Origin of the sequence: Erwinia sp. PPS120, from assembly GCF_047918655.1 — a bacterium.
In the GTDB taxonomy this organism is placed as follows: domain Bacteria; phylum Pseudomonadota; class Gammaproteobacteria; order Enterobacterales; family Enterobacteriaceae; genus Erwinia; species Erwinia tasmaniensis_A.
This window is the reverse complement of the sequence record NZ_JBLREF010000040.1, coordinates 64,530-91,328: the sequence shown is the minus strand read 5'-3', so window position 1 is coordinate 91,328 and position 26,799 is coordinate 64,530. Positions and strand designations below refer to the sequence as shown.

At 55.4% G+C, this 26,799-nt stretch carries 20 protein-coding genes; 5 read left to right on the top strand and 15 right to left on the bottom strand.

Features of this window, described 5'->3' with window-relative positions:
• Positions 1-13 precede the first annotated feature (13 nt).
• The gene (gene cysI, locus ACLRGG_RS19080; protein WP_416251243.1) at positions 14-1,729 is read right to left on the bottom strand and encodes an assimilatory sulfite reductase (NADPH) hemoprotein subunit; all 1,716 of its coding nucleotides are present in this window, start codon (positions 1,727-1,729) and stop codon (positions 14-16) included.
• Positions 1,729-3,531 (bottom strand): NADPH-dependent assimilatory sulfite reductase flavoprotein subunit, encoded by a 1,803-nt coding sequence (gene cysJ, locus ACLRGG_RS19075; protein WP_416251242.1) that lies wholly within the window; start codon positions 3,529-3,531, stop codon positions 1,729-1,731. The genes cysI and cysJ overlap by 1 nt, the downstream gene beginning before the upstream one ends.
• Positions 3,532-3,838: 307 nt before the next feature.
• Here cysJ and queD point away from each other — a divergent pair, with 307 nt between their 5' ends.
• Positions 3,839-4,198 carry a 6-carboxytetrahydropterin synthase QueD gene (gene queD, locus ACLRGG_RS19070; RefSeq protein ID WP_416251241.1) on the top strand — a complete coding sequence of 120 codons (360 nt, stop codon included), beginning with the start codon at positions 3,839-3,841 and terminating at the stop codon, positions 4,196-4,198.
• Positions 4,199-4,235: 37 nt separating this feature from the next.
• On the opposite strand, the gene queE is transcribed toward queD, so the two are convergent.
• Positions 4,236-4,907 carry a 7-carboxy-7-deazaguanine synthase QueE gene (gene queE / locus ACLRGG_RS19065; protein ID WP_416251240.1) on the bottom strand — a complete coding sequence of 224 codons (672 nt, stop codon included), beginning with the start codon at positions 4,905-4,907 and terminating at the stop codon, positions 4,236-4,238.
• Between the two features lie 135 nt (positions 4,908-5,042).
• Here queE and ACLRGG_RS19060 point away from each other — a divergent pair, with 135 nt between their 5' ends.
• Positions 5,043-6,008, top strand: coding sequence for a hypothetical protein (locus ACLRGG_RS19060; RefSeq protein WP_416251239.1), 966 nt, complete (start codon positions 5,043-5,045; stop codon positions 6,006-6,008).
• Here the strand turns inward: ACLRGG_RS19060 and ACLRGG_RS19055 are convergent.
• Positions 6,005-7,894, bottom strand: a complete 1,890-nt coding sequence (locus ACLRGG_RS19055; RefSeq protein WP_416251238.1) for an acyltransferase family protein — start codon at positions 7,892-7,894, stop codon at positions 6,005-6,007. The genes ACLRGG_RS19060 and ACLRGG_RS19055 overlap by 4 nt on opposite strands.
• 553 nt (positions 7,895-8,447) lie before the next feature.
• Between ACLRGG_RS19055 and ACLRGG_RS19050 the strand changes: the two genes are divergently transcribed.
• Positions 8,448-9,536 carry a nitrilase-related carbon-nitrogen hydrolase gene (locus ACLRGG_RS19050; RefSeq protein WP_416251237.1) on the top strand — a complete coding sequence of 363 codons (1,089 nt, stop codon included), beginning with the start codon at positions 8,448-8,450 and terminating at the stop codon, positions 9,534-9,536.
• Positions 9,537-9,652: 116 nt separating this feature from the next.
• On the opposite strand, the gene ACLRGG_RS19045 is transcribed toward ACLRGG_RS19050, so the two are convergent.
• The 3 genes from ACLRGG_RS19045 to ACLRGG_RS19035 all read right to left on the bottom strand — a co-directional run bounded on the left by ACLRGG_RS19045 (position 9,653) and on the right by ACLRGG_RS19035 (position 12,210).
• A complete protein-coding gene (locus ACLRGG_RS19045; RefSeq protein WP_416251236.1) occupies positions 9,653-10,405 on the bottom strand; it encodes a hypothetical protein in 753 nt (250 codons plus the stop codon).
• Positions 10,406-10,528: 123 nt separating this feature from the next.
• The gene (locus ACLRGG_RS19040) at positions 10,529-10,768 is read right to left on the bottom strand and encodes a non-oxidative hydroxyarylic acid decarboxylases subunit D (protein ID WP_416251235.1); all 240 of its coding nucleotides are present in this window, start codon (positions 10,766-10,768) and stop codon (positions 10,529-10,531) included.
• 14 nt (positions 10,769-10,782) lie between these two features.
• The gene (locus tag ACLRGG_RS19035; protein WP_416251234.1) at positions 10,783-12,210 is read right to left on the bottom strand and encodes a non-oxidative hydroxyarylic acid decarboxylases subunit C; all 1,428 of its coding nucleotides are present in this window, start codon (positions 12,208-12,210) and stop codon (positions 10,783-10,785) included.
• Between the two features lie 337 nt (positions 12,211-12,547).
• Here ACLRGG_RS19035 and ACLRGG_RS19030 point away from each other — a divergent pair, with 337 nt between their 5' ends.
• Positions 12,548-12,988, top strand: a complete 441-nt coding sequence (locus ACLRGG_RS19030; protein ID WP_416251233.1) for a MarR family winged helix-turn-helix transcriptional regulator — start codon at positions 12,548-12,550, stop codon at positions 12,986-12,988.
• A 184-nt stretch (positions 12,989-13,172) separates the two neighbouring features.
• Here the strand turns inward: ACLRGG_RS19030 and eno are convergent, their stop codons facing one another.
• The 5 genes from eno to rlmD all read right to left on the bottom strand — a co-directional run bounded on the left by eno (position 13,173) and on the right by rlmD (position 20,951).
• Positions 13,173-14,468 carry a phosphopyruvate hydratase gene (eno, locus tag ACLRGG_RS19025; protein ID WP_416251232.1) on the bottom strand — a complete coding sequence of 432 codons (1,296 nt, stop codon included), beginning with the start codon at positions 14,466-14,468 and terminating at the stop codon, positions 13,173-13,175.
• A 190-nt stretch (positions 14,469-14,658) separates the two neighbouring features.
• Positions 14,659-16,296, bottom strand: a complete 1,638-nt coding sequence (gene pyrG / locus ACLRGG_RS19020; protein ID WP_416251231.1) for a glutamine hydrolyzing CTP synthase — start codon at positions 16,294-16,296, stop codon at positions 14,659-14,661.
• Between the two features lie 203 nt (positions 16,297-16,499).
• Positions 16,500-17,309: a nucleoside triphosphate pyrophosphohydrolase gene (gene mazG, locus ACLRGG_RS19015; protein ID WP_416251230.1), complete on the bottom strand. Its 810-nt coding sequence runs from the start codon at positions 17,307-17,309 to the stop codon at positions 16,500-16,502.
• 62 nt (positions 17,310-17,371) lie between these two features.
• A complete protein-coding gene (gene relA, locus ACLRGG_RS19010; RefSeq protein WP_416251229.1) occupies positions 17,372-19,603 on the bottom strand; it encodes a GTP diphosphokinase in 2,232 nt (743 codons plus the stop codon).
• Between the two features lie 31 nt (positions 19,604-19,634).
• A complete protein-coding gene (rlmD, locus tag ACLRGG_RS19005) occupies positions 19,635-20,951 on the bottom strand; it encodes a 23S rRNA (uracil(1939)-C(5))-methyltransferase RlmD (RefSeq protein WP_416251228.1) in 1,317 nt (438 codons plus the stop codon).
• A 117-nt stretch (positions 20,952-21,068) separates the two neighbouring features.
• Here rlmD and barA point away from each other — a divergent pair, with 117 nt between their 5' ends.
• Positions 21,069-23,789, top strand: a complete 2,721-nt coding sequence (gene barA, locus ACLRGG_RS19000) for a two-component sensor histidine kinase BarA (protein ID WP_416251227.1) — start codon at positions 21,069-21,071, stop codon at positions 23,787-23,789.
• 67 nt (positions 23,790-23,856) lie between these two features.
• Here barA and ACLRGG_RS18995 read toward each other — a convergent pair whose 3' ends face one another.
• The 3 genes from ACLRGG_RS18995 to garL all read right to left on the bottom strand — a co-directional run bounded on the left by ACLRGG_RS18995 (position 23,857) and on the right by garL (position 26,783).
• The gene (locus tag ACLRGG_RS18995; RefSeq protein ID WP_416251226.1) at positions 23,857-25,029 is read right to left on the bottom strand and encodes a glycerate kinase; all 1,173 of its coding nucleotides are present in this window, start codon (positions 25,027-25,029) and stop codon (positions 23,857-23,859) included.
• 77 nt (positions 25,030-25,106) lie between these two features.
• Positions 25,107-25,991 carry a 2-hydroxy-3-oxopropionate reductase gene (garR, locus tag ACLRGG_RS18990; RefSeq protein ID WP_416251225.1) on the bottom strand — a complete coding sequence of 295 codons (885 nt, stop codon included), beginning with the start codon at positions 25,989-25,991 and terminating at the stop codon, positions 25,107-25,109.
• A gap of 21 nt (positions 25,992-26,012) precedes the next feature.
• Positions 26,013-26,783, bottom strand: a complete 771-nt coding sequence (gene garL / locus ACLRGG_RS18985) for a 2-dehydro-3-deoxyglucarate aldolase (RefSeq protein ID WP_416251224.1) — start codon at positions 26,781-26,783, stop codon at positions 26,013-26,015.
• Positions 26,784-26,799 lie beyond the last annotated feature (16 nt).

Genomic DNA, 26,799 nt, shown 5'->3' with positions numbered 1-26,799 from the left:
CGCGCCTCCGTCATTATTCCCAAAAATCACGTGCCGGGTCGAGAACCGGCTTCACGACGCCCGCGCGCAGAGTAAAGTCACCGAAGCCTTCCTCCGCCTCACGCTCTTTCGACCAGCGGCCTATCAACTGTTCAAGCGTAGACAGAATTTCATCTTCATTGATGTTTTCCCGGTACATACGCGGAATACGCGTACCAATGCGGTTGCCCCCCAGATGAAGGTTGTAGCGTCCCGGCGCCTTGCCCACCAGCCCCACTTCGGCCAGCAGGGCACGACCACAGCCGTTCGGACAGCCGGTTACGCGCAGCACGATATGCTCATCGCCCACGCCGTGCCGCGTCATGATATCCTCCACGCGGGTAACAAACTCGGGCAGAAAGCGTTCCGCCTCGGCCATCGCCAGCGGGCAGGTCGGGAAGGAAACGCAGGCCATCGAGTTTTCACGCTGCGCCGTTACGCTTTCCATCAGCGCATGTTTCCGCGCCAGCGCTTCGATAGCCGGCTTATCCGCCTCCGCTACCCCTGCCACAATCAGGTTCTGGTTGGCGGTCAGGCGGAAGTCGCCCTTATGGACTTTTGCAATCTCCGCCACGCCGGTTTTCAGCGTGCGGCCAGGGTAGTCGAGCAGGCGGCCATTCTCGATAAACAGCGTCAGATGCCATTTGTTATCAATGCCTTTTACCCAGCCGAAGCGATCGCCCCGCGTGGTAAACGTATAGGGGCGCACCGGCTCAAAGGTGATGCCAGCACGGCGTTCCACTTCCGCCTTAAAGACGTCCACGCCCACCCGCTCCAGGGTGTACTTGGTTTTGGCATTTTTACGATCGGTACGATTACCCCAGTCACGCTGGGTAGTTACCACCGCTTCCGCTACCGCCAGCGTTTTATCCAGCGGCAGGAAGCCGAATTCGCTCGCCGTGCGCGCCCAGGTCGCTTTATTGCCGTGGTCGATGGACAGCCCGCCGCCCACCAGCAGGTTAAAGCCAGTCAGCCTGCCGTTTTCCGCAATGGCGATAAAGTTCATATCATTGGCGTGCAGGTCAACGTCATTATGCGGCGGCACCACCACGGTCGTTTTGAACTTACGCGGCAGGTAGGTTTCACCGAGAATCGGTTCTTTATCGGTGGTGGCAACCTTCTCCCGATCCAGCCAGATCTCCGCATAAGCACGGGTCTGCGGCAGCAGGTGCTCAGAGAGCTTTTTCGCCCACTCATAAGCTTCCTGATGCAGCTCCGACTCCACCGGATTGGAGCTGCACAGCACGTTGCGGTTGACATCGTTGGCCGTTGCCAGCGAATCCAGCCCCACCTCATGCAGCATCTGGTGCGCGGGCTTCACGTTGCCTTTCAGGATGCCATGAAACTGGAAGGTCTGCCGGTTGGTCAGGCGGATGCTGCCATAGATAGTGTTGTCCCGGGCGAATTTGTCGATAGCCAGCCACTGAGTTGGCGTGATAATGCCACCCGGTAACCGGCAGCGCAGCATCATGGCATGGCGTGGTTCCAGTTTTTGTCCGGCGCGTTCAGCGCGGATATCGCGGTCATCCTGCTGGTACATGCCGTGAAAACGGATCAGCAGGAAGTTATCGCCGGTAAAACCGCCGGTCAGGCCGTTGTTGAGGTCATCGGCGATGGTGCCGCGCAGATAGTTACTCTCTTTTTTCAGGCGCTCGGCGTCAGCCAGTTTGCCTTCAACCACCAGCGGCCCGGGATGTTTGTCATTGCTCATTAGTAAACGTCTCGCTGATAGCGGCGCGCTATGCGCAGCTCACTTAAAAATTCGTCGGCGGCATCCACATCCATACCGCCATGCTCAGCCACCACGTCCAGCAGTGCCTGCTCCACATCCTTCGCCATTCTGTTGGCATCGCCGCACACATAAATATGCGCGCCCTGCTCGATCCAGCGCCACACTTCGGCCCCTTTGGTGCGTATTTTGTCCTGCACATAGACCTTATGTTGCTGATCGCGTGACCAGGCCAGGTCGATATGGGTTAGCAGCCCATCTTTGACATAGCGCTGCCACTCAACCTGATAGAGAAAATCTTCGGTAAAGTGTGGATTGCCAAAGAACAGCCAGTTCTTACCGGTAGCGCCATCATTATCGCGCTGCTGCATAAAGGCGCGAAACGGTGCAATCCCGGTGCCGGGGCCGATCATAATCACCGGTGCTTCCGGATTGACCGGCAGGCGGAAGTTATCGTTATGCTCGATAAACACCCGGACTTCGGCATCCTCTTCCAGGCGCTCTGCCAGGAAACCGGAGGCGCCGCCTGTGCGGGTACGCCCCTCTATATCGTAGCGCACTACGCCAACGGTGATATGCACTTCACTTTCACTCTCGGCCTGCGAAGAGGCAATGGAGTACAGGCGCGGCGTCAGCGGACGCAGCAGCGAGATAAGCTGTTCGGCGTTCAGCTCGACCGGCGCCTGACGGACCATATCCACTATCGGGGTCGACTGAGCATAGTGCTGTAGCGCCTGTTTTTCATTAATCAGCGTCAGTAAGGCCTCATCGCGTGAGAGCCTGCCGTACTCCGCCACGATCTGCGGTGTATTAACCGTTAGCTCCAGATGCTTTTGCAGCGCATCGCTGAGCGCCAGAGACTGGCCGTTTATCTCAACCTGCTCATCCCCCTTCAGCCAGAGCAGCGCCAGCAGCTCGGCGACCAGCGCCGGGTCGTTTTCATACCATACACCCAGCGCATCGCCAGGCTGATAGCGCAAACCGGAATCACCCAGCTCAATTTCGATATGCCGCACGTCTTTATCCGAATCGCGGCCAGTAATCTTCTGATTCAGCGCAAAGCTGGCGGTCAGCGGCTCCTCTTTGCTGTAGGGGCTGCTGAAAACTTCATTAACCGAACCCGTTGCCGTAGCAGCAGCCTGTGACGGCGACTCTGCCGGTACCCGCGCTTTCAGAATTCCGACAATCTGCCCGCGCCACTTCTCTGCGTCAGCGGCATACTCTACATCGGCGTCAACGCGCTCGAGCAGGCGCTCGCCGCCCATTTCTGCCAGTCTGCCATCAAAATCCTTGCCGGCTTTGCTAAAGAATTCATAGGAGGTATCACCCAGCCCAAAAACGGCGAAGGCCGTTTGGTCGAGCCTGGGCGCTTTTTTGGACATCAAAAACTTGTGCAGCGCCACGGCTTCTTCCGGCGGATCGCCCTCGCCCTGCGTGGAGGTCACCACGATCAGCAGTTTTTCCTGCGCGATTTGCTTGAATTTGTAGTCACCGGCGTTAACCAGATTAACGTTCAGGCTGGCCGCCAGGAGATCGTCGCGCAGCTGCTCGGCCAGGCGACGGGCATTACCGGTCTGCGAGGCGGAAAGCAGCGTAATCGCGGGCGCTTCTGTCGGTGTCGGCGCACTTATCGTTGCGCCGGGCGTCTGATTTACCATTCCCCAGAAGTAGCCTGAAAGCCAGGCGAGCTGGGTGGTTGAGAAATCGCCGGTGGCCGCTTGTAAACGGGCGAGCTGTTCCGGATGAAGGGGAAGCAGTGAACCTGGGGGTGCCTGAGTCGTCATTGCGTTGAAGATTCCAGTATCGGGGCCGGGCCGTAAAAAGACAGCGTGTTCGGAACAGGGTAACGATTCGCATAATAACCCTTAAATAAGGGTTGGTAATATTAAATAGCCAAAATGACTAAGCGGTTTTTTGTATAACATCTAGCTACAAAAGAGGTTAATTAATTTTTTACTATTCATGCATTTATTTAACACGCATGAAACAGACCCGCTTTTAAACAGGAATAGATGGGGAAAGAAGTGCGGAAAAAGGCTTTTTCCGTTAGACTTCGCCGGTTTTTTCAGTGATTAAAGAATGAGACTGTCTATGGCTACCACGCTGTTTAAAGATTTTATGTTCGAGGCTGCTCACCATCTGCCTAACGTTCCGGCCGGACACAAATGCGGCCGCCTGCACGGGCACTCCTTTTTGGTACGACTCGAAATAACCGGCGAAGTGGATGCGCATACCGGATGGATCATGGACTTTTCCGAACTGAAAGCGGCCTTCAAGCCCCTCTATAACCAGCTGGATCACTATTACCTTAACGAGATCCCCGGCCTGGAGAATCCCACCAGCGAAGTGCTGGCTAAGTGGATTTGGGACAGAATGAAGCCGACGCTGCCGCTGCTCAGTGCGGTCACGATCAAGGAAACCTGTACCGCAGGCTGCGTGTATAAAGGCTAAATCACCGCGCAGGCCGCCTCCGGCCTGCCGATGGCTATCAGGCGATATTCAGATATTTGTGGGTCTGCATCGATAAGCGCCAGTTTCTGGCGATACAGGTTTCGATACACAGGCGGGTCGCGTCCTCTTTCTGGCTTATCGGCTGTAGCGCTATAATACGTGGTTTTTCATCACGCAGCGTAGCCAGCAGCGCGTCGAGCGCGTCGATATCCCGCTGGCGAGCCACCGGATGCTTAACCTCATCCGCGCGCGCCAGTGCCTGATTCAACACATCATAGCCGCCGCGCATATTCACCTTGGGCGACACCGTTACCCAGGTTTCGCGACTGCATTGCACCTCGTGCGTACCGCTGGTTTCAATCTGGCAGCTAAATCCGTGCGCCTGTAACGCCAGGGTCAGTGGCGTCAGGTCATGAATACATGGCTCACCGCCGGTGATCACCACATGCTTTGCGGTCCAGCCGCGCCTGCTGATTACCGCCAGCAGCATCGCGGCATCTGCGGCGCCCCAGGCATCGGTTTCGATGGTTTTCAGCAGGATGTCGCCCAGCGAGGTCTCCCGATCGGCCAGCTTATCCCAGGTGTGTTTCGTATCACACCAGCTGCAGCCCACCGGGCATCCCTGCAGGCGGATAAAAATTGCCGGAACGCCGGTGTAAAAACCTTCGCCCTGCAACGTCTGGAACATTTCATTTATCGGGTACTGCATGACTTTCTCGACCAGCTGTGAATTTAAGGGCGCAGATTATGGCAGATCGGCGCATTTTAACCAAATCGCTTTGTGCTGGAACCCGGGGGCCTGGTCTTCCACTCAGATCGACTCCCCCCTTTAGAAGGCATACCGATGAATATTGCTGCTGAACGCTTACTCAATCGACCCTCTCCGGATTTCAGTGACAGTACGTTGAATACTCAAAAAACGCCCCTGGCCAATCTGGTGCCAGGTGTGCCGGATAGCGGGGGGGCAAAGAGCATTCTTTTTGGCTCTCCGGCCAGCAGTAACCTGCCCGGCCTTTCACCACAAACGCAGGAGAGTGCAGCGGGTAACGGCGGACTCTCTTCTGCATGGGATCATTTTATTCAGCGTATTAACAGCCAGATGCAGTCCGCAGGCTCATTATTAACTTCGCTGGTCCAGCAGGTTAATAAGGCGCATGCAGCAGAGACTGAGACGAAAACAGAGGCATCGGCAGACAGCAACGCGCCTGCGGTTAACGCAGCGGAATCTTCCTCCGGCGCGGCGGCAGTCAGCAGTGATGCTGATATCGATCCCCGTCAGAATAGCATGACGTTTGAGAATAAGGGGGATAAGCCTATGACGCTCTCATTTACCCCTAACGCCGACGGCAGCGCGAAACCTGAGGATCTGATCCTGCAGCCCGGTGAGACGAAGACGCAGAAATTCGATGCTAACTGGTCAGGGAATTTCCGCAGCACCGCAGGTGATGGCGCAAACGTCACGCTGGGTGAAGTGAAGTTCGATGGTGGCAGCGGCCAGACCTACTATGACGTTAGCTATATTGAGGGCAACAATGCTGCAATGACGATTGGCCCGGCGAAAGGTGACGGACGGGTTTCAGGCACGCTCGACGATCTGGTGTCCGGCGCGCCGGACGGTATTAAGGCGAAAGATGCGGAAGGTAACGTGTACGGGCTGAAAAAGTCCACTACCGCCGAGCAGCAGGATCCGGCAGTAGTGAATTATTATCGTCAACACGTGGCCGCAGATAAGGGGTATGTCATCCCTTCTGACAATGAGAGCACGCTCGGCAGCAGTTCTAAAAATCTTAAGGTTGAGCTTAAGGGCTAAGGTATAAATTTGTCCTGACGCATGACCTGTACGGCCTCTTTTGCCACGTCTTTAGCGCCGCTGAGCGTCAGATGGCCGTAGTCGTTAGAGAGCGGATGCCCATCAGAGGCGAGCCCACGGCAGACATCGTGCGGACAGATAATGGCGTAGATCGAAATATAGGGGACGTTCTCCGTCGCCACTGCCTGCCGCATTGCCACGTCGGTGGTTTTGATACTGTGGTCGATGGAGGCCGCTACCAGATCTTTGCGGCCATCGGTCTGGTAAGCCAGCAGGTCCGGCAGCGCCTCGGTGTATTCGATGGTCGGCCCCAGCACGATAATGTTGTCCGATACGCTTTTCAGCTGTGCCAGCGTCGCCTTCAGCGGGGCGATATCCTGCGGTAGCCAGCGGGCGGAAACGATCACGCCGTCAATGTGATGTGCAGGGATCCAGTTACCGTAGAGATAGTCCACCAGTTCGGTACAGGGATTATGCAGGCTCTGCCTGTAGAGCGGTTTACAGCCTGCCGACGTCGCCTGGATAAGGTTTATCCCCTCCCCCGCGGCCAGGCTGAGCGCACGCCACAGGTGCGCCGCGTGGCTGTCGCCGATGATGACGTAGTTTTTCGCCGTCGCCGAGGTTTTCAGGCAGTAGTCACGATCGAAAGGTTTATCCTCTTCACTTTTGCCATCAACAAAGCAGCGGCCAGGACGGTACTGATAGTCAAAATCCGGCATCTCTTTATACTGCGAGTACTGCGCCAGCATCAGCGCCTCGCTGGAGAATTGCCCGGCATTATTACTGAGATGCCCTTTATACAGCGAGCCGGAAGCCATCAGCACCAGACCCACCACCGACGCGGTGACGATTTTTCTGGATGAGAACCCCGCCAGCCGATAGCGGAAGGGGATTTCTATCAGGTAGCGTGACGCGACGGCCAGGCCCAGGGTAAGCCCGACAATCGTCAGTTCGCGTATGCCCGGGGCAAGGTTAAAGAACATGCGGCTGTAAACGATGATTGGCCAGTGCCACAGGTAGAGGCAGTATGAAATCATCCCGATATAGACCACCGGCTTAAGCGAAAGCAGCCGGGAGACTATCGCCCGCTCACCCGCCAGGATAATCAAAAAACTGCCGACGCAGGGCCACAGCGCATTCCATGCTGGAAAGGGTTTCTCCGTCGTCAGCCAGAGAAAACCAATCATGATCAGTCCCAGCCCGGTAAGACTCATCAGGTGCTTAACCCCCTGCGAGAGCTTTGCCAGCTTCGCTTCCAGCCCGGCCACGGCAATCAGCCCGCCCAGTGCCAGCTCCCATGCGCGCGTCGGCAGCAAATAGAAGGTGAAGGTGGGCTTGCGCGTGACGACACAGATGCTCAGCAGCAGCGAGGCGGCAATAAGCAGCAGCATGACTCGCGAGGCATGCTGGCGAAAGCGCCGCACCACAAACAGCAGCACGACCGGCATCACAATGTAGAACTGTTCCTCGACCGCCAGCGACCAGGTATGCAGCAGCGGCTTCAGCTCCGCCGGACCCGCAAAGTAGCCGGTGGTTTTCCAGAAGAAAATATTTGAAGAGAAGAGCAGCGTGGCAAGAGAGCTGTTGCTGAGATCGCTAAACTGCGCGGGCAGCAGATGGTAATAGCCAAACAGCAGAGTGGAGAGCAGCACAACAAACAGCGGCGGCAGGATACGTAAGCAGCGTCGCTTATAGAATTCAAGGTAAGAAAAAGTATGGGTTACGCCACCCTGGTAAATAATGCCGCAGATGAGGTAGCCGGATATCACAAAGAAAATATCCACTCCGGTAAAACCGCCGGGGATCCCCCCTATTCCCATATGGTATGCAATGACTGGTAGTACAGCCAGCGCGCGTAATCCATCCACATCTGCCCGGTATTTCATTTTAGCCTGGTCCTGATTACATTTAGTTACCGGGAAATTACATAAAATTACCTGATATTTCGCCTTTGTTAACAATAAATAGGAGCATTCTGTAGGTGGAGGAGAACTGATCAACTCATTGATAAATAGATATAAAATAAAAAGTTACTAACCTGAAGCGCTCTTTTTTCAGATAAACCTTAGCCTTAATCAGCTCATTTATTACTGGATTACGCCATCTTTTACGATATTCATCGCCACGTCGAATTAAACGTGGCATGAAAAACGAACCTTTCACCTGAACACGCCACTCAGGGGAATGACGGCGTTTACTTCAGCTATAAGCCGCTCCGTTTTTTTACGCATTCTGAGCCCAGCAGAGAGCCCATTTTTATACTGAACTTATACTCCGGGGGATGAAAAAGCCGGGGAACAGGTTAATGACTATCTGGCAGACAAAAATACTGAAGCGTTTAACGGAGGCAGAAAAAAGAAAAGAGCGTTAACGATAATAATCATCTGATTACGTTGTGGATATGTGCATAAATAAACAAAAAATTTACGGGAGTTAAGCATGATTGAACCTTACGGCGTGGTGGGGCTGGTTCCCACCGTGCATGGCATCAGCTACCGTCAGGACATCCGTCGTAACCTTGATCATATTGAAGAACTTGCCGCAGGCGCACTCTGGCTATCCTCACTTGATATTCCGGTAAAGTTGCTGGTTCTTCCGGAGGGAGCGCTTCAGGGCTTCGGCGATGAAGCATTTGATGTGGATCCGCAAGAGTTTGCGCAAACTTGTGCAATCCGCATTCCAGGACCAGAAACTGAACGCTTGTCAAAACTGGCCAAAGCGCATGGGGTGTACGTGATGGGGCAGGCGAAAGCGCTGAATCCCGACTGGCCGGGGCTATTCTTTAACGTGGGCTTTGTTATCGCTCCTGATGGCGAAATCGTGCTTCGTCACCATAAGGTTTCTGCGCTACTTCCGTGCGAGCGATCGGTCTCTCCCCACGATATTTTTGATTCATGGCTCGCTAAGTATGGGCGGAGTTTGCAGTCGATCTGGCCGGTAGCCGACACGGCCATCGGTCGCCTTGGAATTATGATGGCAATGGAAGGCAATTTCCCTGAGAACGGACGTGGTCTGGCATTTAACGGTGCAGAAGTCGTTTACCGGGCCTCATTGCCCTCGCCGTTTACTGCTAACGATGTTTTTGAAATATCGAACCGGGCACGGGCGCTGGAAAACAATTTTTATGTACTGGCTCCCAACATCGGTAGCATCTACATGACTGAGAAAAATACCGTTCCGATCGATGCCGGCGGCGGGCGGTCCATGATCGTAGATTACAAAGGACGCATTGTGGGCAAACAGGGTGACGCCAGCGGATCGACCTATGTCACCGGCGTGGTGGATATTGAAGCGTTGCGCTATCACCGTACGCATGCGCAGGTGACCAACTGGCTTAAGGACGTACGCAGTGAGCTGGCCCAATTGATTTACGAGCAGCCGATCTATCCGAAGAATCTCTACCAGGATACGCAACCGGGAAACCATGAGGCGTACCGACGCAGGGTGCTGGACAGGCAGGTAAAAATGTTGATAGAACGTGGCATATGGCGCGAGAGTGCCTACGGTTCAAAACAGAAAATTCGGTAAGAGGCCTGTAAGAAGGCGCCTGTCATTAAACGATTCTGACCCGCCATCTTGCCAATAACGGGTTAGATTATAGTGCGTTTCGTTTTCTCAGGCGGATACCCTTCTCTAACGACAAATCAGCTGGCATTCCAGAATGGGTTGTCCGGACGATTAATATTCTCTTTTATCACATCACACCATTGCTCAAGCGCCTCAATTTCGGGTGCGTTTTCAGCTCTCTGCACCTCCTGTTCAATGTCATCAAGGTAAGAGTCAAGAAAATACTGTTTAATATGGGAGGGGATCCCCGGAAGAACTGACTTGACAGCCTGATAAAACAGGTTCCCCTCATGAGGCGGGAATAAAATAATATCATGATCGTCCTGTTCACTGGTTGTATCCACGCCATGGCTGGCGGCCCGCAGGTCTGGCAGTGCATGCAGAAATAGCTCATGAAAGGCGGTAAATACAATCATTCCGTGCATTTCAAAATCATCTTTCCAGTCACCTGGGTCCGCATTAACCAGCCCAATCGATATTTTTGTTCTGTCACCCTCTGACTCTGTAAAGCCGCGCGCCGTAGAGCTGTTCTCTCGAGGATAAAAATCAAAATCCACCCGGTTAAATCCGGGGGGAAACGAACGACCAACCAGATTGACAGCAAGCCCACACATATTTTCCACTTCAGCGGGTGAACGGCTTAAAAAAGCAGTCATCCCTGTAGTCCCCTGATTATGAAGGGAATAAATGGGTTCCCCGTTGATTTCGGGGAATAATGTTTCGGCGATGTAGGGTGGTCCATGAGTATCCACGTTATGCTGAACCAGTGGCTGATTATTGTTATCCAGCATTCCGGCACGCCCGCCATTTAATATACGACTCAGTTCCATATCCATTCTCTCCAATTGAGTTGAATAGTCAGTGGCGGGTGAAACGAAATGGTTCCAGTTAGCCTTTTAATTTAAAGGCATGCACATCCTCCTTATTGATTCCCCCTATAATGTCCTGGTAATTTACTTCTCTAAGAGACGGGTCAGTAGCGGTGGAATGGTTGGCACCTCCGGCGCGCTGTCAATGTCTTTCTGCGTCATGCGAAAGGCTTCGGGATAATGCTCGCGCTGCGTGCGGCGGGCAGGCTCCGTATCGCGCCAGGTATACAGGCAGAGCTGGCACTGGTAAAGGGTCCAGACGCCTTTAACCGGCGACGTCGCCATCGTTTCAATGCGCTTATCGGCACAGCGTGGACAGATCATTTGCGGCTCCTTGTTTATTTGCGACTGGCTAACATAGCGGTCAGTTTCTCAACCCAATGCGCGGTTTCGGGGAGATCTTTCACCGGCTGGCTGTAGTGCCCACGAGTGTCTGGCGCCACCGGCGTGGTGGCATCAATGATCAGTTTGTCGGTGATACCCGCCGGGCTCGAGCCGGGATCCAGTTCCAGCACCGACATATTAGGCAGCTGAACCAAATCGCCAGCCGGGTTCACCTTCGAAGAGAGCGCCCACATCACCTGTGGAAGATCGAAGGGATCGACATCCTCATCGACCATAATCACCATTTTCACGTAACCCAGACCGTGAGGTGTGGTCATCGCCCGCAGGCCAACCGCGCGCGCAAAACCGCCGTAGCGCTTTTTGGTTGAGATAATCGCCAGCAGTCCATGGGTATACATTGCATTGACCGCCTGCACCTCAGGGAACTCTGCTTTAAGCTGCTGATAGAGTGGCACACAGGTAGCCGGGCCAATCAGATAATCAATTTCCGTCCAGGGCATGCCGAGATACAGCGACTCAAAAATCGGCTTAGTACGGTAAGACACCTTATCAATGCGCACTACCGTCATGTTGCGGCCGCCGGAGTAGTGCCCGGTGAACTCTCCAAAGGGCCCTTCAATTTCGCGTTTACGCCCTTCTATCACCCCTTCGAGGATCACTTCTGACCCCCAGGGCACGTCAAAACCGGTAAGGGGGGCCGTGGCAACAGGATAGGGACTTTCGCGCAGCGCACCGGCCATCTCATATTCCGACTGATCGTATTTGAGCGGCGTCGCCCCCATCAGGGTAATAATCGGATCGTTTCCGAGCGTAATGGCAATCGGCAGATCCTCGCCCCGCTCTTCCGCTTTATGCAGGTGCAGAGCAATGTCATGCATCGGTACCGGCTGCAGGCCAAGCTTGCGCTTGCCTTTTACCTCCATACGGTAGATCCCGACGTTCTGCTTGCCAAAATGCGCCGGATCCAGTGGGTCGCGAGAGACCACGCAGGCTTTATCCAGATAGAAGCCGCCATCACCGTCGTTAAGCCGGAACAGCGGCAGGATATCGAACAGGTTGATGTCGTCGCCATCCCGGGTATTTTCGGCCCAGCCGGGGTTATCCCGCCGCTCGGGCGTAACCGGGAAGTTATCCCAGCGGCGAATAAACTCATCCACCTGCTGCTTTACCGGCGTATTGGGCGGCAGGCCGAGTGAAATAGCATGGTTTTGCCACGAACCGAGCGTATTCATGACCACATGGGCATGATTAAAACCCTTAATCCGGGTGAAAGAGAGGGCGGGCGCCCCTTCGCCAATGCGACCCGTGGCATTGGCCGCGGCGGCGATATCCGGCTCGGCGTTGACTTCCTCATCAATATGGAGCAGCTGCCCCTGCTCATCCAGCGCACGAAGAAAACTGCGTAAATCATCAAATGCCATGGTTAACCTTATGAATACATTCCGTTTGCAGGAACCGTTGCTCCGATGCTGACATCCAGCTGACGGCTACCGCAATCTTTCAGCCTTCACCCTGTTAAAGTTAAGTTGATCGGTATCAGTCATCAAATGATCTTGAGTCGATACCCGCCCTCAGAATATGTTCGTACACGAACCATATAAATTCAGCCTAATACTGATTTGCCTCGCCGACAACATCAGGCGGCGATAAAGTTCGTATGCGAATATTTCAGCGTACTGAGCTACAGGCGAAATTTTCGTGATGCTTAACGGAATGGAGTATTCTTTCGCTCTCAGATGCGGGCCTCGGGACTCTACAATGATCCATAAACTCAGCAATATCCCCTTTCACCTGATGCGCCAGCTGCTCCAGGAGCACACCGCGCTGTGGCAAAGGTCTTTACCCGATCTCACTAAACAGCAGTATTCCGTACTCTGTGCGGTGGCGGAGAAACCGGGCATTGAGCAGATGGATTTGATGGATGATGCACTGATGACGAAAGCTACGCTGGCCGAGCTGCTGGTGAGGATGGAAAAAAAAGGTTTAGTGGTACGCACATCGGGGGAAACGGATAAGCGTCGTCGGCTGATTACCCTGACGCCCAAAGGGGATACCGTGCTTCAGGAGGCACGGCCGGTTGCCGCCGCCGTGGATGCTGCTTTTCTTGCCCGCCTCGATACGCCACAGCAGCAGGAGCTGGTCACGCTGCTGCAAACCCTGCTCTGCGCTAAGGCTCAGGATGCTGCGAGTAAGTCATGATTCAGTGAGGGAAGAGGCGCTTTTACCAAGGGGAAGATGCCAGCCACAGCACGGCCATCAGGGCAGCTGGATGCGGTAGCAGTCATGCCAATAAAAAAGCCAGGCCCCGTGGCCTGGCTTTGTTGTCGCGAACGGGGAACGACTGACGCGCTCCGTCGCAGCTCACGTAAACGGGCTACGGAGATTACTGGCCTTTAACTTCTTTCAGGCCGTTGAATGGCGCACGGCTGCCCAGCGCTTCTTCAATACGGATCAGCTGGTTGTATTTCGCCACGCGGTCAGAACGGCTCATAGAACCGGTTTTGATCTGGCCTGCTGCCGTACCCACTGCCAGGTCTGCGATGGTCGCATCTTCCGTTTCGCCTGAACGGTGAGAGATCACCGCGGTATAGCCTGCATCTTTCGCCATTTTGATCGCTGCCAGCGTTTCGGTCAGCGAACCGATCTGGTTGAATTTGATCAGAATGGAGTTAGCGATACCTTTATCGATACCTTCCTTCAGGATTTTGGTGTTGGTCACGAACAGATCGTCACCCACCAGCTGGATTTTGTCGCCCAGTACTTTAGTCTGGTAAGCGAAGCCGTTCCAGTCAGACTCGTCCAGGCCATCTTCGATGGAGACGATAGGATACTGTTTGGTCAGATCTTCCAGGAAATGCGTAAACTCTTCGGAGGTGAAGGCTTTGTTGCCTTCGCCAGCCAGCACGTATTTGCCATCTTTGTAGAACTCAGAGGCCGCGCAGTCCATCGCCAGGGTGATATCTTTACCCAGCTCGTAGCCCGCTGCTTTTACCGCTTCAGCGATAACTGACAGCGCTTCGGCGTTAGAACCCAGGTTTGGCGCATAGCCACCTTCGTCACCTACCGCAGTGCTCATGCCTTTAGACTTCAGCACTTTTGCCAGGTTGTGGAAAACTTCAGAACCCATACGTACGGCTTCTTTCAGGTTTTTCGCGCCAACCGGCTGGATCATAAATTCCTGGATGTCGACGTTGTTGTCGGCATGTTCGCCGCCGTTGATGATGTTCATCATTGGCAGTGGCATTGAATATTTACCCGGCGTGCCGTTCAGCTCGGCAATGTGCTCGTACAGCGGCATGCCTTTAGCAGCAGCGGCAGCTTTTGCAGCGGCCAGGGAAACGGCCAGGATGGCGTTGGCGCCAAATTTGGATTTGTTCTCAGTACCGTCAAGATCGATCATGATCTTGTCGATATTGGCCTGGTCTTTAGCATCTTTGCCGGTTACCGCATCAGCGATAGGGCCATTTACTGCTGCAACGGCTTTGGTGACGCCTTTGCCGAGGAAGCGAGATTTGTCGCCATCACGCAGTTCAAGCGCTTCGCGAGAGCCGGTGGAAGCGCCTGACGGTGCCGCAGCCATGCCTACGAAGCCGCCTTCAAGGTGTACTTCAGCTTCAACGGTAGGGTTTCCGCGCGAGTCGATGATTTCACGACCGATGACTTTAACGATTTTGGACATTAGATTTTCCTTAGTACAAGTTATCTTAAACTCAGACAAACAGCGCACGACACCCGTTATTCCCGCAGCAACGCTGGCTGCCTCTGTTCCCCCAGACGCCCAAAAATAAAGGCTTCTGAGGTCTCATCCCCTGCGCACTGGCGCAGAGGGATGTCTGACGGGTGGCGAGAGTACGCCGCTATGAAAACACTTATTTTGCCAAACGCTTTTGGTACTCGCTGGCGGCCTTAACAAAGCCAGCAAACAGCGGGTGCCCGTCACGAGGAGTGGAGGTGAATTCCGGATGGAACTGACACGCAACAAACCACGGATGATTAGGGATTTCAATAATCTCTACCAGCTGGTCATCGCCGGAGCGACCTGCAACGCGTAAACCGGCCGCCTCAATCTGCTTCAACAGCATATTGTTGACTTCATAGCGATGGCGATGACGTTCAACGATGGTATCTGAACCGTACAGTTCATGGACCAGGCTGTTCGGATCCAACTGACACTGCTGGCTACCCAGGCGCATGGTGCCACCTAAATCGCTCTGCTCAGTACGCTGCTCAACGTTGCCTTTTTCATCGCGCCATTCGGTGATCAGCGCCACCACCGGATATTTACAGTCTGGCACAAATTCCGTTGAGTTTGCGTCTTCCATTCCCGCCACGTTACGGGCGAACTCCATCAGCGCGACCTGCATACCTAAACAGATGCCAAGGTAGGGAACGTTGTGCTCACGGGCATAGCGCGCGGTCATCAGCTTGCCTTCCACGCCGCGATAGCCGAAGCCACCCGGGATCAGAATCGCATCTAAATCTTTCAGCAATTCCACACCGCGCGTTTCCACATCCTGTGAGTCAATCAGTCGGATGTTAACCGTCACGCGGTTTTTCAGGCCGCCGTGCTTCAGCGCCTCGATCACCGACTTATAGGCATCCGGCAGTTCGACATATTTGCCAATCATACCGATGGTCACTTCGCCGCCCGGATTCGCTTCCTGGTAGATAACCTGTTCCCACTCGGACAGATTGGCTTCCGGCGCGTTCAGGTTAAAGCGCTTGCAGATATAATCGTCCAGCCCCTGGGATTTTAACATACCAGGAATCTTATAAATGGAATCAACGTCTTTCAGTGAGATGACCGCTTTTTCCGGCACGTTACAGAACAGCGCAATTTTTGCACGTTCGTTAGCCGGGACGGCGCGATCTGAACGGCAGATCAGCACGTCAGGCTGGATGCCGATTGAGAGCAGCTCTTTAACTGAATGCTGAGTAGGTTTGGTTTTGACTTCACCTGCCGCCGCCATGTAGGGCACCAGCGTCAGGTGCATGTACATGGTGTGCTCGCGGCCCACGTCAACGGCCATCTGGCGAATGGCTTCAAGAAACGGCAGCGATTCGATATCACCAACGGTTCCGCCGATTTCCACCAGCACCACGTCGTGACCTTCACCGCCTTCAAGAATGCGTTCTTTAATGGCGTTGGTAATATGTGGGATCACCTGAATGGTCGCCCCCAGATAGTCTCCACGGCGCTCTTTGCGCAGGACTTCCGAGTAGATACGGCCGGTGGTGAAGTTGTTCCGGCGGCTCATTTTAGTGCGAATAAAACGCTCGTAATGGCCGAGATCCAGATCGGTTTCCGCACCATCATCGGTGACGTAGACTTCACCGTGCTGAGTAGGACTCATGGTACCTGGATCCACGTTGATGTACGGGTCCAGCTTCATGATGGTGACGTTGAGGCCACGTGCTTCAAGAATAGCGGCCAGGGAAGCGGCGGCAATGCCTTTACCCAGAGAGGATACGACCCCGCCGGTCACAAAAATATAGTTCGTTGTCATGCTGAACCTGAGAAAGTAGGTTTAAAGACGATGGAATAACCAGGACGGGAAAACAGTATACGGGAATCCCCTCCGCCCCACAATTAATCGTTTTTGGTTATGCGCTTTCCATCGCACTGACCGCAGAATCGTACCTGAATACGTTGGCGTCGGAGTTGACCTGAATCACATTTTGTTGAATCGAGTCAGCCAGTGATTTCCCCTTACTTTGCAACAGGATCGGCAGAGCCCTTCTCCTGCAACTTCACCTGCTGCCAGGCCGACTCCATCTGCTCAAGCGTCGCCTCAGTCATCTGCATTCCCTGCCCGGCGATAATCTGCTCAACCTGACGGAAGCGGCGTTCAAACTTATCGTTTGCCTTTTGCAGGGTCGTTTCCGCTTTGCTGCCCAGATGACGGGAAAGGTTCACCGTCGCAAACAGCAGATCGCCGATCTCCTCTTCCAGCTTTTGCGGGTCGACCACCGCCTGCCTGGCCTCAAACATCACTTCGTCGATCTCTTCATACACCTTGTCCACCACCGGGCCCAGCGTATGCCAGTCGAAACCGACGTTGCTACAGCGCTTCTGGATCTTGTGCGCGCGCATCAGGGCGGGCATGGCGCGGGGAATATCATCGAGCGCGGAGTGCCGGGCCTTCTCTGCCCGCTCACTGGTTTTAATCTGCTCCCAGTTCGCCAGCACCTCTTTGCTGTCGCTGACTTTCACATCGCCGAAGATGTGCGGATGACGACGCTCCAGCTTGTCGCTGATGGTGTTGCAGATGTCGTCGAAGTTAAAGCGCCCCTCTTCATTCGCCATCTGGGCGTAAAACACAATCTGGAACAGTAAATCACCCAGTTCGCCCTGAAGATCGTCAAAATCCTCACGGCTGATTGCGTCCAGCACTTCCCAGGTCTCTTCAAGGGTGTAGGGGGCAATGGAGGCCCAGGTCTGTTCGCGATCCCACGGGCAGCCGTGCTGCGGATCGCGGAGGGTTTTCATGATGCCCAGCAGGCGATCGAGAGCGTTCATCAGTTTTCCAGTTCTCCAGGACAAGAGCAGCCTGGCCACTTATCGCGCCAGGCAAAAAGGGGTTAATGCAGCCGTCGGGCGTCGATAATGTCCGGCACCTGGTTTAGCCGCGCCAGTACGCGGCCCAGCACCTGATGATTGTAGATTTCAATGTCCATATCGATGGTCGCCAGCTGTTTTTTGGTATCGCTACGGCTGGAGACGCCAAGCACGTTGACCTTCTCATTCGCCAGAATGGTGGTGATATCACGCAGCAGCCCACTGCGATCGTTAGCCGTCACCCGCACCACCAGCGAATAGCCGCTTGAGTAGCTTTCGCCCCAGACGGCATCCACGATGCGCTCGGGTGCGTGCGACATCAGCTCCGTCAGCTGGTCACAGTCGGCGCGGTGGATTGAAATACCGCGCCCCTGGGTAATAAAGCCGACAATATCATCGCCGGGGATCGGCTGGCAGCAGCGAGCAATGTGGTGCATCAGGTTGCCGACGCCCTCAACCACCACGCGTCCGCTCTCCTTGCTACGTGGCGCGGCAGATTTCTGGGTGAGCTGGCGAAGCGCTTCGCGATCTTCCTCCTCTGCACTCGGCTTATTCAGCTTCGATTGCAGGAAGTTGACCATCTGATTGAGGCGAATATCACCGCCGCCAATCGATGCCAGCAGCTCATCCAGAGAGTTGACGTTATAGCGCGGCAGCAGCAGCTTCTCAGCCTCTTTAATGCTGATATCCAGCTGATCCAGTTCGCTGTCGAGGATTTGACGACCGGCAATGATGTTCTTATCGCGATCCTGCTTGCGGAACCACGCGTGGATTTTGGAGCGACCGCGGCTGGTGGTGACGTAGCCCAGATTCGGGTTAAGCCAGTCCCGGCTTGGATTGGGCTGCTTCTGGGTAATAATGTCAATCTGATCGCCCATTTGTAGCTGATAGGTGAACGGCACGATGCGCCCACCAATTTTCGCCCCGATGCAGCGGTGGCCGATGTCGCTGTGGATGTGGTAGGCAAAGTCGAGCGGCGTCGAACCCGCAGGCAGGTCGACTACGTCGCCTTTAGGCGTAAACACATACACCCGGTCGTCAAAAACCTGACTGCGCACCTCATCGAGCATCTCTCCGGTGTCGGCCATCTCCTCCTGCCAGGCGATCAGCTTGCGCAGCCACGCAATACGCTCTTCGTGACCGGAGGCCCCGCGCGCGCTGCCGCCGCTGGTGCCGCCCTCTTTATACTTCCAGTGAGCGGCTACGCCAAGTTCAGCGTCTTCATGCATCTGCCGGGTACGGATCTGGATTTCAACCGTTTTGCCCTGCGGTCCCAGCACCACGGTATGAATAGACTGATAACCGTTGGGCTTGGGATTAGCCACGTAATCATCAAACTCGCTGGGCAGGTGGCGATAGAGCGTGTGAACAATGCCCAGCGCGCCGTAGCAGTCCTGAAGACGTTCGGCAACAATGCGCACTGCCCGCACGTCAAACAACTCATCAAAGGTCAGCGCCTTTTTCTGCATTTTGCGCCAGATGCTGTAAATATGCTTCGGGCGGCCATAAACCTCGGCTTTCACGCCCTCCTTCACGATTTCCGCACGCAGGGATCCGACGAAGGTATCAATATAGTCTTCGCGATCGATGCGTCTTTCGTGCAGCAGTTTTGCGATGTGTTTGTATTCGTCCGGATGAAGATAGCGGAAGCAGAAATCTTCCAGCTCCCACTTCAGCTGACCAATCCCCAGACGGTTTGCCAGCGGCGCATAGATATTTGTACACTCTTTCGCCGCCAGCACACGCTCATCTTCCGGTGCGTCTTTGACTTCCCGCAGGTGGGCGATTCGCTCGGCCAGTTTGATCACCACACAGCGGAAATCTTCCACCATCGCCAGCAGCATGCGCCGGACGTTATCCACCTGTTCAGAGGCCATGGAGTCATTGTGCGTGGCCTTAAGCTGGCGGATGGCGTCCATATCACGCACGCCGTGCACCAGCGAGACAATGGCCTTACCGAACGCCTCTTCCAGCACCGCTTCGGAAACAACGTTAGCATCGGCCAGCGGGAACAGCAGCGCCGCGCGAAGACTTTCGTTATCCATACTCAGCATCGAGAGGATTTCGACCATTTCCACGCCGCGCCACAGCAGCAGCGAGGCATCCGGATGATTGCGGGTCGCCTCGTCACAGTAGCGCCAGGTGTCGGCCAGTCGTTCACATGACTGCTGGTTAGAGATCCCCAAACTGGTGATCCATTGGTCGAGCGCAAACTCGCCAGCCGTATTCAAATGTGCACTTCTTACCGCAACCATAACCTCTCCTGGCGTCCCCCCTGGCGGGGATCTATTTTCGGCTAAACAGCACCATGGACTCTACGTGCCCGGTATGTGGAAACATATCAAGCAGTGTAACCCGTTCCAATTGGTAGCCCGCAGTCAGAAGAATCTGACAATCCCGGGCAAGTGTAGTCGGATTACAGGAAACATAAACTACCCGTTCTGGCGCAAGTTTAATAATGTGATTCATTACACCTGCCGCGCCAGCCCGTGCCGGATCCAGTAATACCTTGTTAAACCCTTGTGCAGCCCACGGCTGCTGCGCTACGTCCTCTTCCAGATTATGCTGATAAAAGGAGACGCGGCTCAGATTATTGAGTGCGGCATTATACGCCCCCTTCTCCACTAAAGCTGTCACCCCCTCCACACCGATAACACTTTCTGCATAATTACCCATGGGAAGCGAAAAATTTCCCATGCCACAGAACAGGTCCAGTACGCGATCCTGAGGGCGCAGCTCCAGCCATGCCAGCGCCTGGTGCACCATCTGCTGGTTCAACGCTGCGTTGACCTGAATGAAGCCGCGTGGGCTAAACGTCAGCGTCAGATCGTCGAGCCGGTAATAAGGCATCTCACCGCTGACCTGCTCAAGCGTATCACTGTCCGGGGCCAGGTATAATGCAATCTGATGATTATGCGAAAAGCGTTCCAGTTTGCGACGGTCTTCATCGCTCAGGGGATCAAGATGACGTAAAACCAGCTGCGTGCCATTATCCGCCTGAATCAGTTCCACGTGGCCCAGCCGGTCGCTCGCCTGCAGTCCGCTCAGTACCTGATGCAGAGGTTTGATTAATGCATCAAGTTCGGGCTTCAAAACAGGGCACTGGGTGATATTAACCAGTTCATCTGAAGAGGCGCGACGAAATCCCATCTGCAACGTCTGACTGCGCCGATGCCACGAGAGGCCCAGTCGGGCGCGGCGGCGATAGCCATACGCTTCGCCAGCAATGATGTGCGTCACCTCGACGGGCTGCCCGGTCGCCTGCCCCAGCATTCTTGCTAATGACTGTGCTTTGCTGCGCTGTTGCAGTTCTGGCGAGGCATGCTGCTGTGAACAGCCGCCACACTGGCTGAAATACGGACAGGCAGGCGTCACCCGCTCCGGGCTGGTAGAGAGAAGACGTTTTGCGTTCCCCCTGGCCCAGGCGCGTTTTTCTTCAACGATCTCAACCTCGACCTGTTCACCCGGCAGCGCGCCATTGATAAAAAGCGCCTTGCCCTTGTGCCTGGCTACGCCCTGTCCTGCCCCATCCAGCTCATATACCGTCGCCGTCACGATCTGGCGGGTCGTCACGCGGCGTTTTGCAGAGTAGAATTGCGCCATTATTCAGTTTCATTCCGAAAGTAGTGAGCGAAAAAACGTGCGTAGCCTACACCAGCGATCGGATTTATTCGACCCGCGTAACGCGTGAGCTGGTTTATTACGCGCTTCAGGAAGATTATGACCAAATATAGCCTGCGGGCACGCATGATGATCTTGATTCTGGCCCCTACCCTGATGATTGGGCTGATGCTAAGCACCTTCTTCGTGGTGCATCGCTATAACGAACTTCATCGCCAGCTGGTGGATGCCGGCGCCAATATTATTGAGCCACTGGCAGTTGCCAGCGAGTATGGTATGACCTTCCATAGCCGTGAATCGGTGCGCCAGCTGGTCAGCCTGCTGCACCGTCGTCATTCGGAAATTGTTCGCGCGATTACCGTCTTTGATGCGCAAAACCAGCTGTTCGTCACCTCTAACTTTCATATCAGCCCGTCCCGGCTGCGCGTACCGGACGGAGAAAAGCTCCCGGCCACCCTGACCTACGAACGCGAAGGCAGCGTGGTCATCCTGCGCACGCCGATTGTTTCAGAAAGCTACTTCCCAGACGAGTCGCCCGGCGACGATGCCAAGCCTACCGGCAACCCGCTGGGCTACGTTGCCATCGAACTTGATCTTCAGTCCGTCAGGCTTCAGCAGTACAAAGAGGTGTTTATCTCCACGCTGATGCTGCTGTTTTGCCTCTGTCTTGCCATGCTGTTTGCCTACCGCCTGATGCGTAATGTCACCGGACCCATCCGCGATATGGTCAGCACCGTTGACCGCATCCGTCGCGGCCAGCTGGACAGCCGCGTCTCCGGTTTTATGCTGGGTGAGCTTGATATGCTGAAGAACGGGATTAACTCCATGGCGATGTCCCTGACCGCCTACCATGAGGAGATGCAGCAAAATATCGATCAGGCGACTTCCGATCTGCGTGAAACGCTGGAGCAGATGGAGATCCAGAACGTCGAGCTGGATCTGGCGAAGAAGCGCGCCCAGGAGGCGGCCAGGATCAAATCCGAGTTCCTTGCCAATATGTCCCATGAGCTGCGCACGCCGCTGAATGGCGTGATTGGCTTCACTCGACAAACGCTGAAAACGTCGCTTAACGTGACCCAGCGTGACTATCTTCATACCATCGAGCGCTCGGCCAATAATCTGCTGAGCATCATCAATGACGTACTTGATTTTTCCAAGCTGGAAGCCGGAAAGCTGATACTGGAAACCATCCCCTTTCCGCTGCGCGTTACCCTGGACGAGGTGGTGGTGCTGCTGGCTCAGTCGGCGCATGAGAAGGGGCTGGAGCTCACCCTGAGTATTCAGCATGATGTACCGGATAATGCCATTGGCGACCCGTTACGCCTGCAGCAAATACTGGTCAACCTGCTGGGTAATGCCATCAAGTTCACCGAGCGCGGCAATATTGATATTCGCGTGGAAAAACGCTCGCTCAGCAATAACCGGGTCGATCTTGAGGTGCAGATCCATGATACCGGCATCGGCATTTCTGAAAAGCAGCAGTCTCAGCTGTTTCAGGCTTTTCGTCAGGCGGATGCCAGTATTTCACGCCGCCACGGCGGCACCGGGCTGGGGTTGGTGATCACCCAACGGCTGGTGAATGAAATGGGCGGTGAAATTTCGTTCCACAGCCGGCTAAACCAGGGGTCGACCTTCTGGTTCAATGTTGATCTGGCGCTGAATCCTAATGCCGCAAGCGATCCGCGCGCCATGGAGTGCCTGCAGGGCAAAAGGCTGGCCTATGTGGAAGCCAATGAGGCCGCCGCACAGGCCACCCTGACGATGCTGGAGGCGACGCAGATGACCGTTAGCTACAGCCCCACGCTCAACGACCTGGCAGAGAGCCATTATGACGCGCTGCTGTTAGGGCTCCCCGTTACCCACGAGGCTGAGATTGAGTCCGGGGGCCTGCTTCCGGCACTCCAGCGGGCCGACAATGTGATTATGGCGCTTCCCTGCCAGATGCAGGTTTATGCAGAAGAACTTAAGGCCCGTGGCGTCAGCGCCTGTCTGATTAAGCCCGTGTCCCTGACTCGCCTGCTTCCGGTCCTGATCGACCATCATTCCCGCGTGGTTCCCTTCCCGGTACCGCGGCAGCGATTGCCGCTTACGGTGATGGCGGTAGATGATAATCCTGCCAATCTGAAGCTGATTGGGGCCCTGCTGGAAGAACAGGTTGAGCATATTGTTTTGTGCGACAGCGGTAAGAATGCCATTCGTATGGCAAAGGAGCGCGAACTGGATATTATTTTAATGGATATTCAGATGCCCGAAATTGATGGCATCCGCGCCAGTGAGATTATCCGCCAGCTCCCTCACCACTATTCCACCCCGATTGTGGCCGTCACGGCACATACCCTGGACGGTGAGAAAGAACAGTTTATTAAGGCGGGCATGAATGACTACCTCGCTAAACCCATTGATGAGGAGCGCCTCAGCCAGCTGCTGGCAAGCTATTCGGTGGCTATGCCTGCGGTCTTAGTCAAAATCCCGGACGTCTCCGTTTCGCTGGACTGGCAGCTGGCGCTCCGTCAGGCCGCCAATAAGCCCGATCTGGCGAGAGAGCTGTTACAAATGCTGGTCGATTTTCTGCCGGAGGTGCGGGCGCTCGTGGAACGCTATATGGCTGAGGAGAACGTGACGGGGCTGCGCGATATTATTCATAAGCTGCACGGGAGCGCCAGCTACAGCGGCGTGCCGCGCATGAAGCAGCTCTGTCAGCAGCTGGATCGCAGTCTGCGTAACAATCCTCACATTGAGGGAACTGAACCTGAACTGTTTGAGCTGCTTGATGAGATAGAAAATGTGGCCCGCCTTGCCAGGGAGCGATTGGATCGGTAAGGGTCTGGCTTACGGCCCGCCCGCCGCCTGGCTCCCTCAGAGCCAGGGTATCTGCTAAAGGCTGATCTCAGGGTATTGGCCTGGCGCTGGCCTCAGGGGGCGGCATCTGCTGACCGATGGCCAGCGAGGCGGCAATGTTTCTTGCCGTCATACGCACGTTTTCCGCCGCATTCTCCAGCGCGTCCTCAAGAGTACAGATGCTGTAGATCACACTGAATACGGCATCCAGCCCATGCTGATGCACCACCGCCACGTCATCGGTCAGGCTCCCCGCAATACCGATCACCGGTTTGCTGTAGCGTTTAGCGACCTGCGCAACGCCAATCGGCACTTTGCCGTGAATGGTCTGGCTGTCAATCCGCCCCTCACCGGTTATGACCAGCGTCGCGTCCCTGACCAGTTCATCCAGGCCCAGCGCTTCGGTAACAATTTCAATGCCCCGGCGCAGCTCCGCATGGCAAAAGGCATGCAGCGCCACGCCCATTCCACCCGCTGCGCCACCGCCCGGCAGTTGCAGCACGTCGGTGTCCAGCTCACGCAGGATCACGTCGGCATAGTGAGCCAGTGCGGCGTCAAGCTGGCTGACCAGCGCTGGGGTGGCGCCCTTTTGCGGGCCAAATACAGCGGAGGCCCCCTCCTTGCCCAGCAGGGGGTTCGTCACGTCGCACGCCACCTCAAAACGGCACTGTTTAATACGAGGATCGAACTCGCTCAGATCAATATCGGCCAGCTGCGCCAGCTGACCGCCGCCAAAGCCGATCTGTTTTCCCCGACTGTCCAGCAGCTGCGCACCGAGCGCCTGTAACATCCCCGCGCCGCCATCATTGGTTGCGCTGCCGCCGATGCCAATAATGAAATGCTCAACGCCCCGATCCAGAGCATTACGGATCAGCTCCCCCGTTCCCCATGAGGTGGTGATCAGCGGATCGCGACGGTTAACAGGCACCTTTTCCAGTCCGCTTGCCGCCGCCATTTCGATAAAGGCGCGGCTGCCATCGCCAGATAACCCGTAAAATGCCTCGACGGGCTCGCCCAGCGGCCCGGTCACGCTGAGCGTGACAAAGGTACCGTTCGTCGCGGCGACCATCGCCTCAACCGTCCCCTCGCCGCCATCTGCGACCGGCAATCTGACATACTCCGCAGCAGGAAAAATTTCACGAAACCCCAGCTCAATCTGCACGGCGACCTGCTGGGCAGACAAACTCTCTTTATATGAATCCGGTGCGATTACTATTTTCATACGTTATCCGGGCGCTGTGAACCGGCCTTAGCCAGCGAGTCAGATCCCGGCCTGCCTGCGCAGGCCGGGAGAGGGTGCTAATGCGTGATTTCAACGTTGGTCAACTTCTCATAATAGCAAGCCAGCGCGCTATGGTCGGCATCCCCCAGTCCGTCGGCGCGCAGCATCTGCATCATTTCCATCACTGCCGCCGTCAGCGGCAGCTGTGCGCCTACTTCATGAGAGGTATCAAGCGCATTAGCTAAATCTTTGATATGCAGGTTAATGCGGAAGCCGGGCTTAAAGTCGCGCGCCAGCACCATAGGCACTTTCGCGTCCAGAACCGTACTGCCCGCCAGCCCGCCGCGAATCGCCTGAAAAACCTGCTGAGGCTCGACCCCGGCTTTAGTCGCCAGCGCCAGCGCTTCTGACATGGCTGCAATGTTCAGGGCGACAATCACCTGATTGGCAAGCTTGGTAACGTTACCCGCGCCGATATCGCCAGTGTGTACCACCGAACCTGCCATCGCTTTCATGATCTCGTAGCACTTATCAAACAGCGCCTTGTCACCGCCTACCATAACCGACAGCGTCCCTTCAATGGCTTTCGGCTCGCCGCCGCTTACCGGCGCATCCAGCAGTGCGATCTCTTTCTTCGCCAGCGCCTGATGAAATTCCCGGCTGGCCAGCGGGGCGATGGAGCTCATATCAATGACAACGGTGCCGGGCCTGGCGCCCTGGATAATGCTCTCTTCCCCCAGCAGCACTTCCCTGACGTGCGGGGAGTTAGGCAGCATGGTAATAATCACCTCGCACTGCTCCGCCACCGCCTTCGCACTGTTCGCCACCACGGCCCCCGCGCGAGCCAGTTCGGCTTCGCTCTCGGTATTATGATCGCGAACCACCAGCGAATAGCCTGCTTTCAGCAAATTTTTACTCATGGGTTTACCCATGATACCCAGACCAATAAAGCCAATTTTCATCTTGCTTCTCCTGTAGGGGAATTATTGTTTAAAGCGATCGCACAGGGCCTGCGTGGCGCTACGGAATACACCCACATCACTGCCAACCGCGACAAAACCCGCTCCCCAGGAGAGGTAACGGCGCGCATCGGCCTCAACCGGGGCCAGTATGCCGCTCGGCTTACCCGCCGCCTTCGCCCGCTCGAAAATATACTTAATCACCTCAAGCACCTCCGGGTGTGCAGGCTGGCCGAGGTAACCCAGCGCGGCCGAAAGGTCGCCTGGCCCGACAAAAATGCCATCCACGCCCTCAACGGCTGCAATCGCATCAATGTTATCCACCCCCTGCTGCGTTTCGATCTGCACCAGCACGGTAATGTTGTCATTAACCGTGCTGTTGTACTCCGGCACGGTGCCGTACATATTGCTGCGATGCGAAACGGAAACGCCGCGGATCCCCTGGGGCGGATAGCGCGTTGAGGCCACCGCTCGCACGGCTTCCTCCTGCGTTTCAACAAAGGGGATCAGAAAGTTGGAAAAACCAATATCCAGCAGCCGCTTAATAATGACCGGCTCGTTGCCCGGCGGGCGAACAACTGGCGCGCTAACGCTGCCTTTTAGCGCCATCAATTGCGGTATAAAAGTGGTGATATCGTTTGGCGCATGCTCGCCGTCAAGCACCAGCCAGTCGAACCCGGCCAGCCCCAGCACTTCGGTCGGGATAGGGCTGGCCAGCGCACACCAGCTGCCAATTAGCGTTTCTCCCGCCAGCAGACGCTGGCGAAAACCATTTGGATTGCTTATATAGCTCATCAGTGACTCCTGAAAA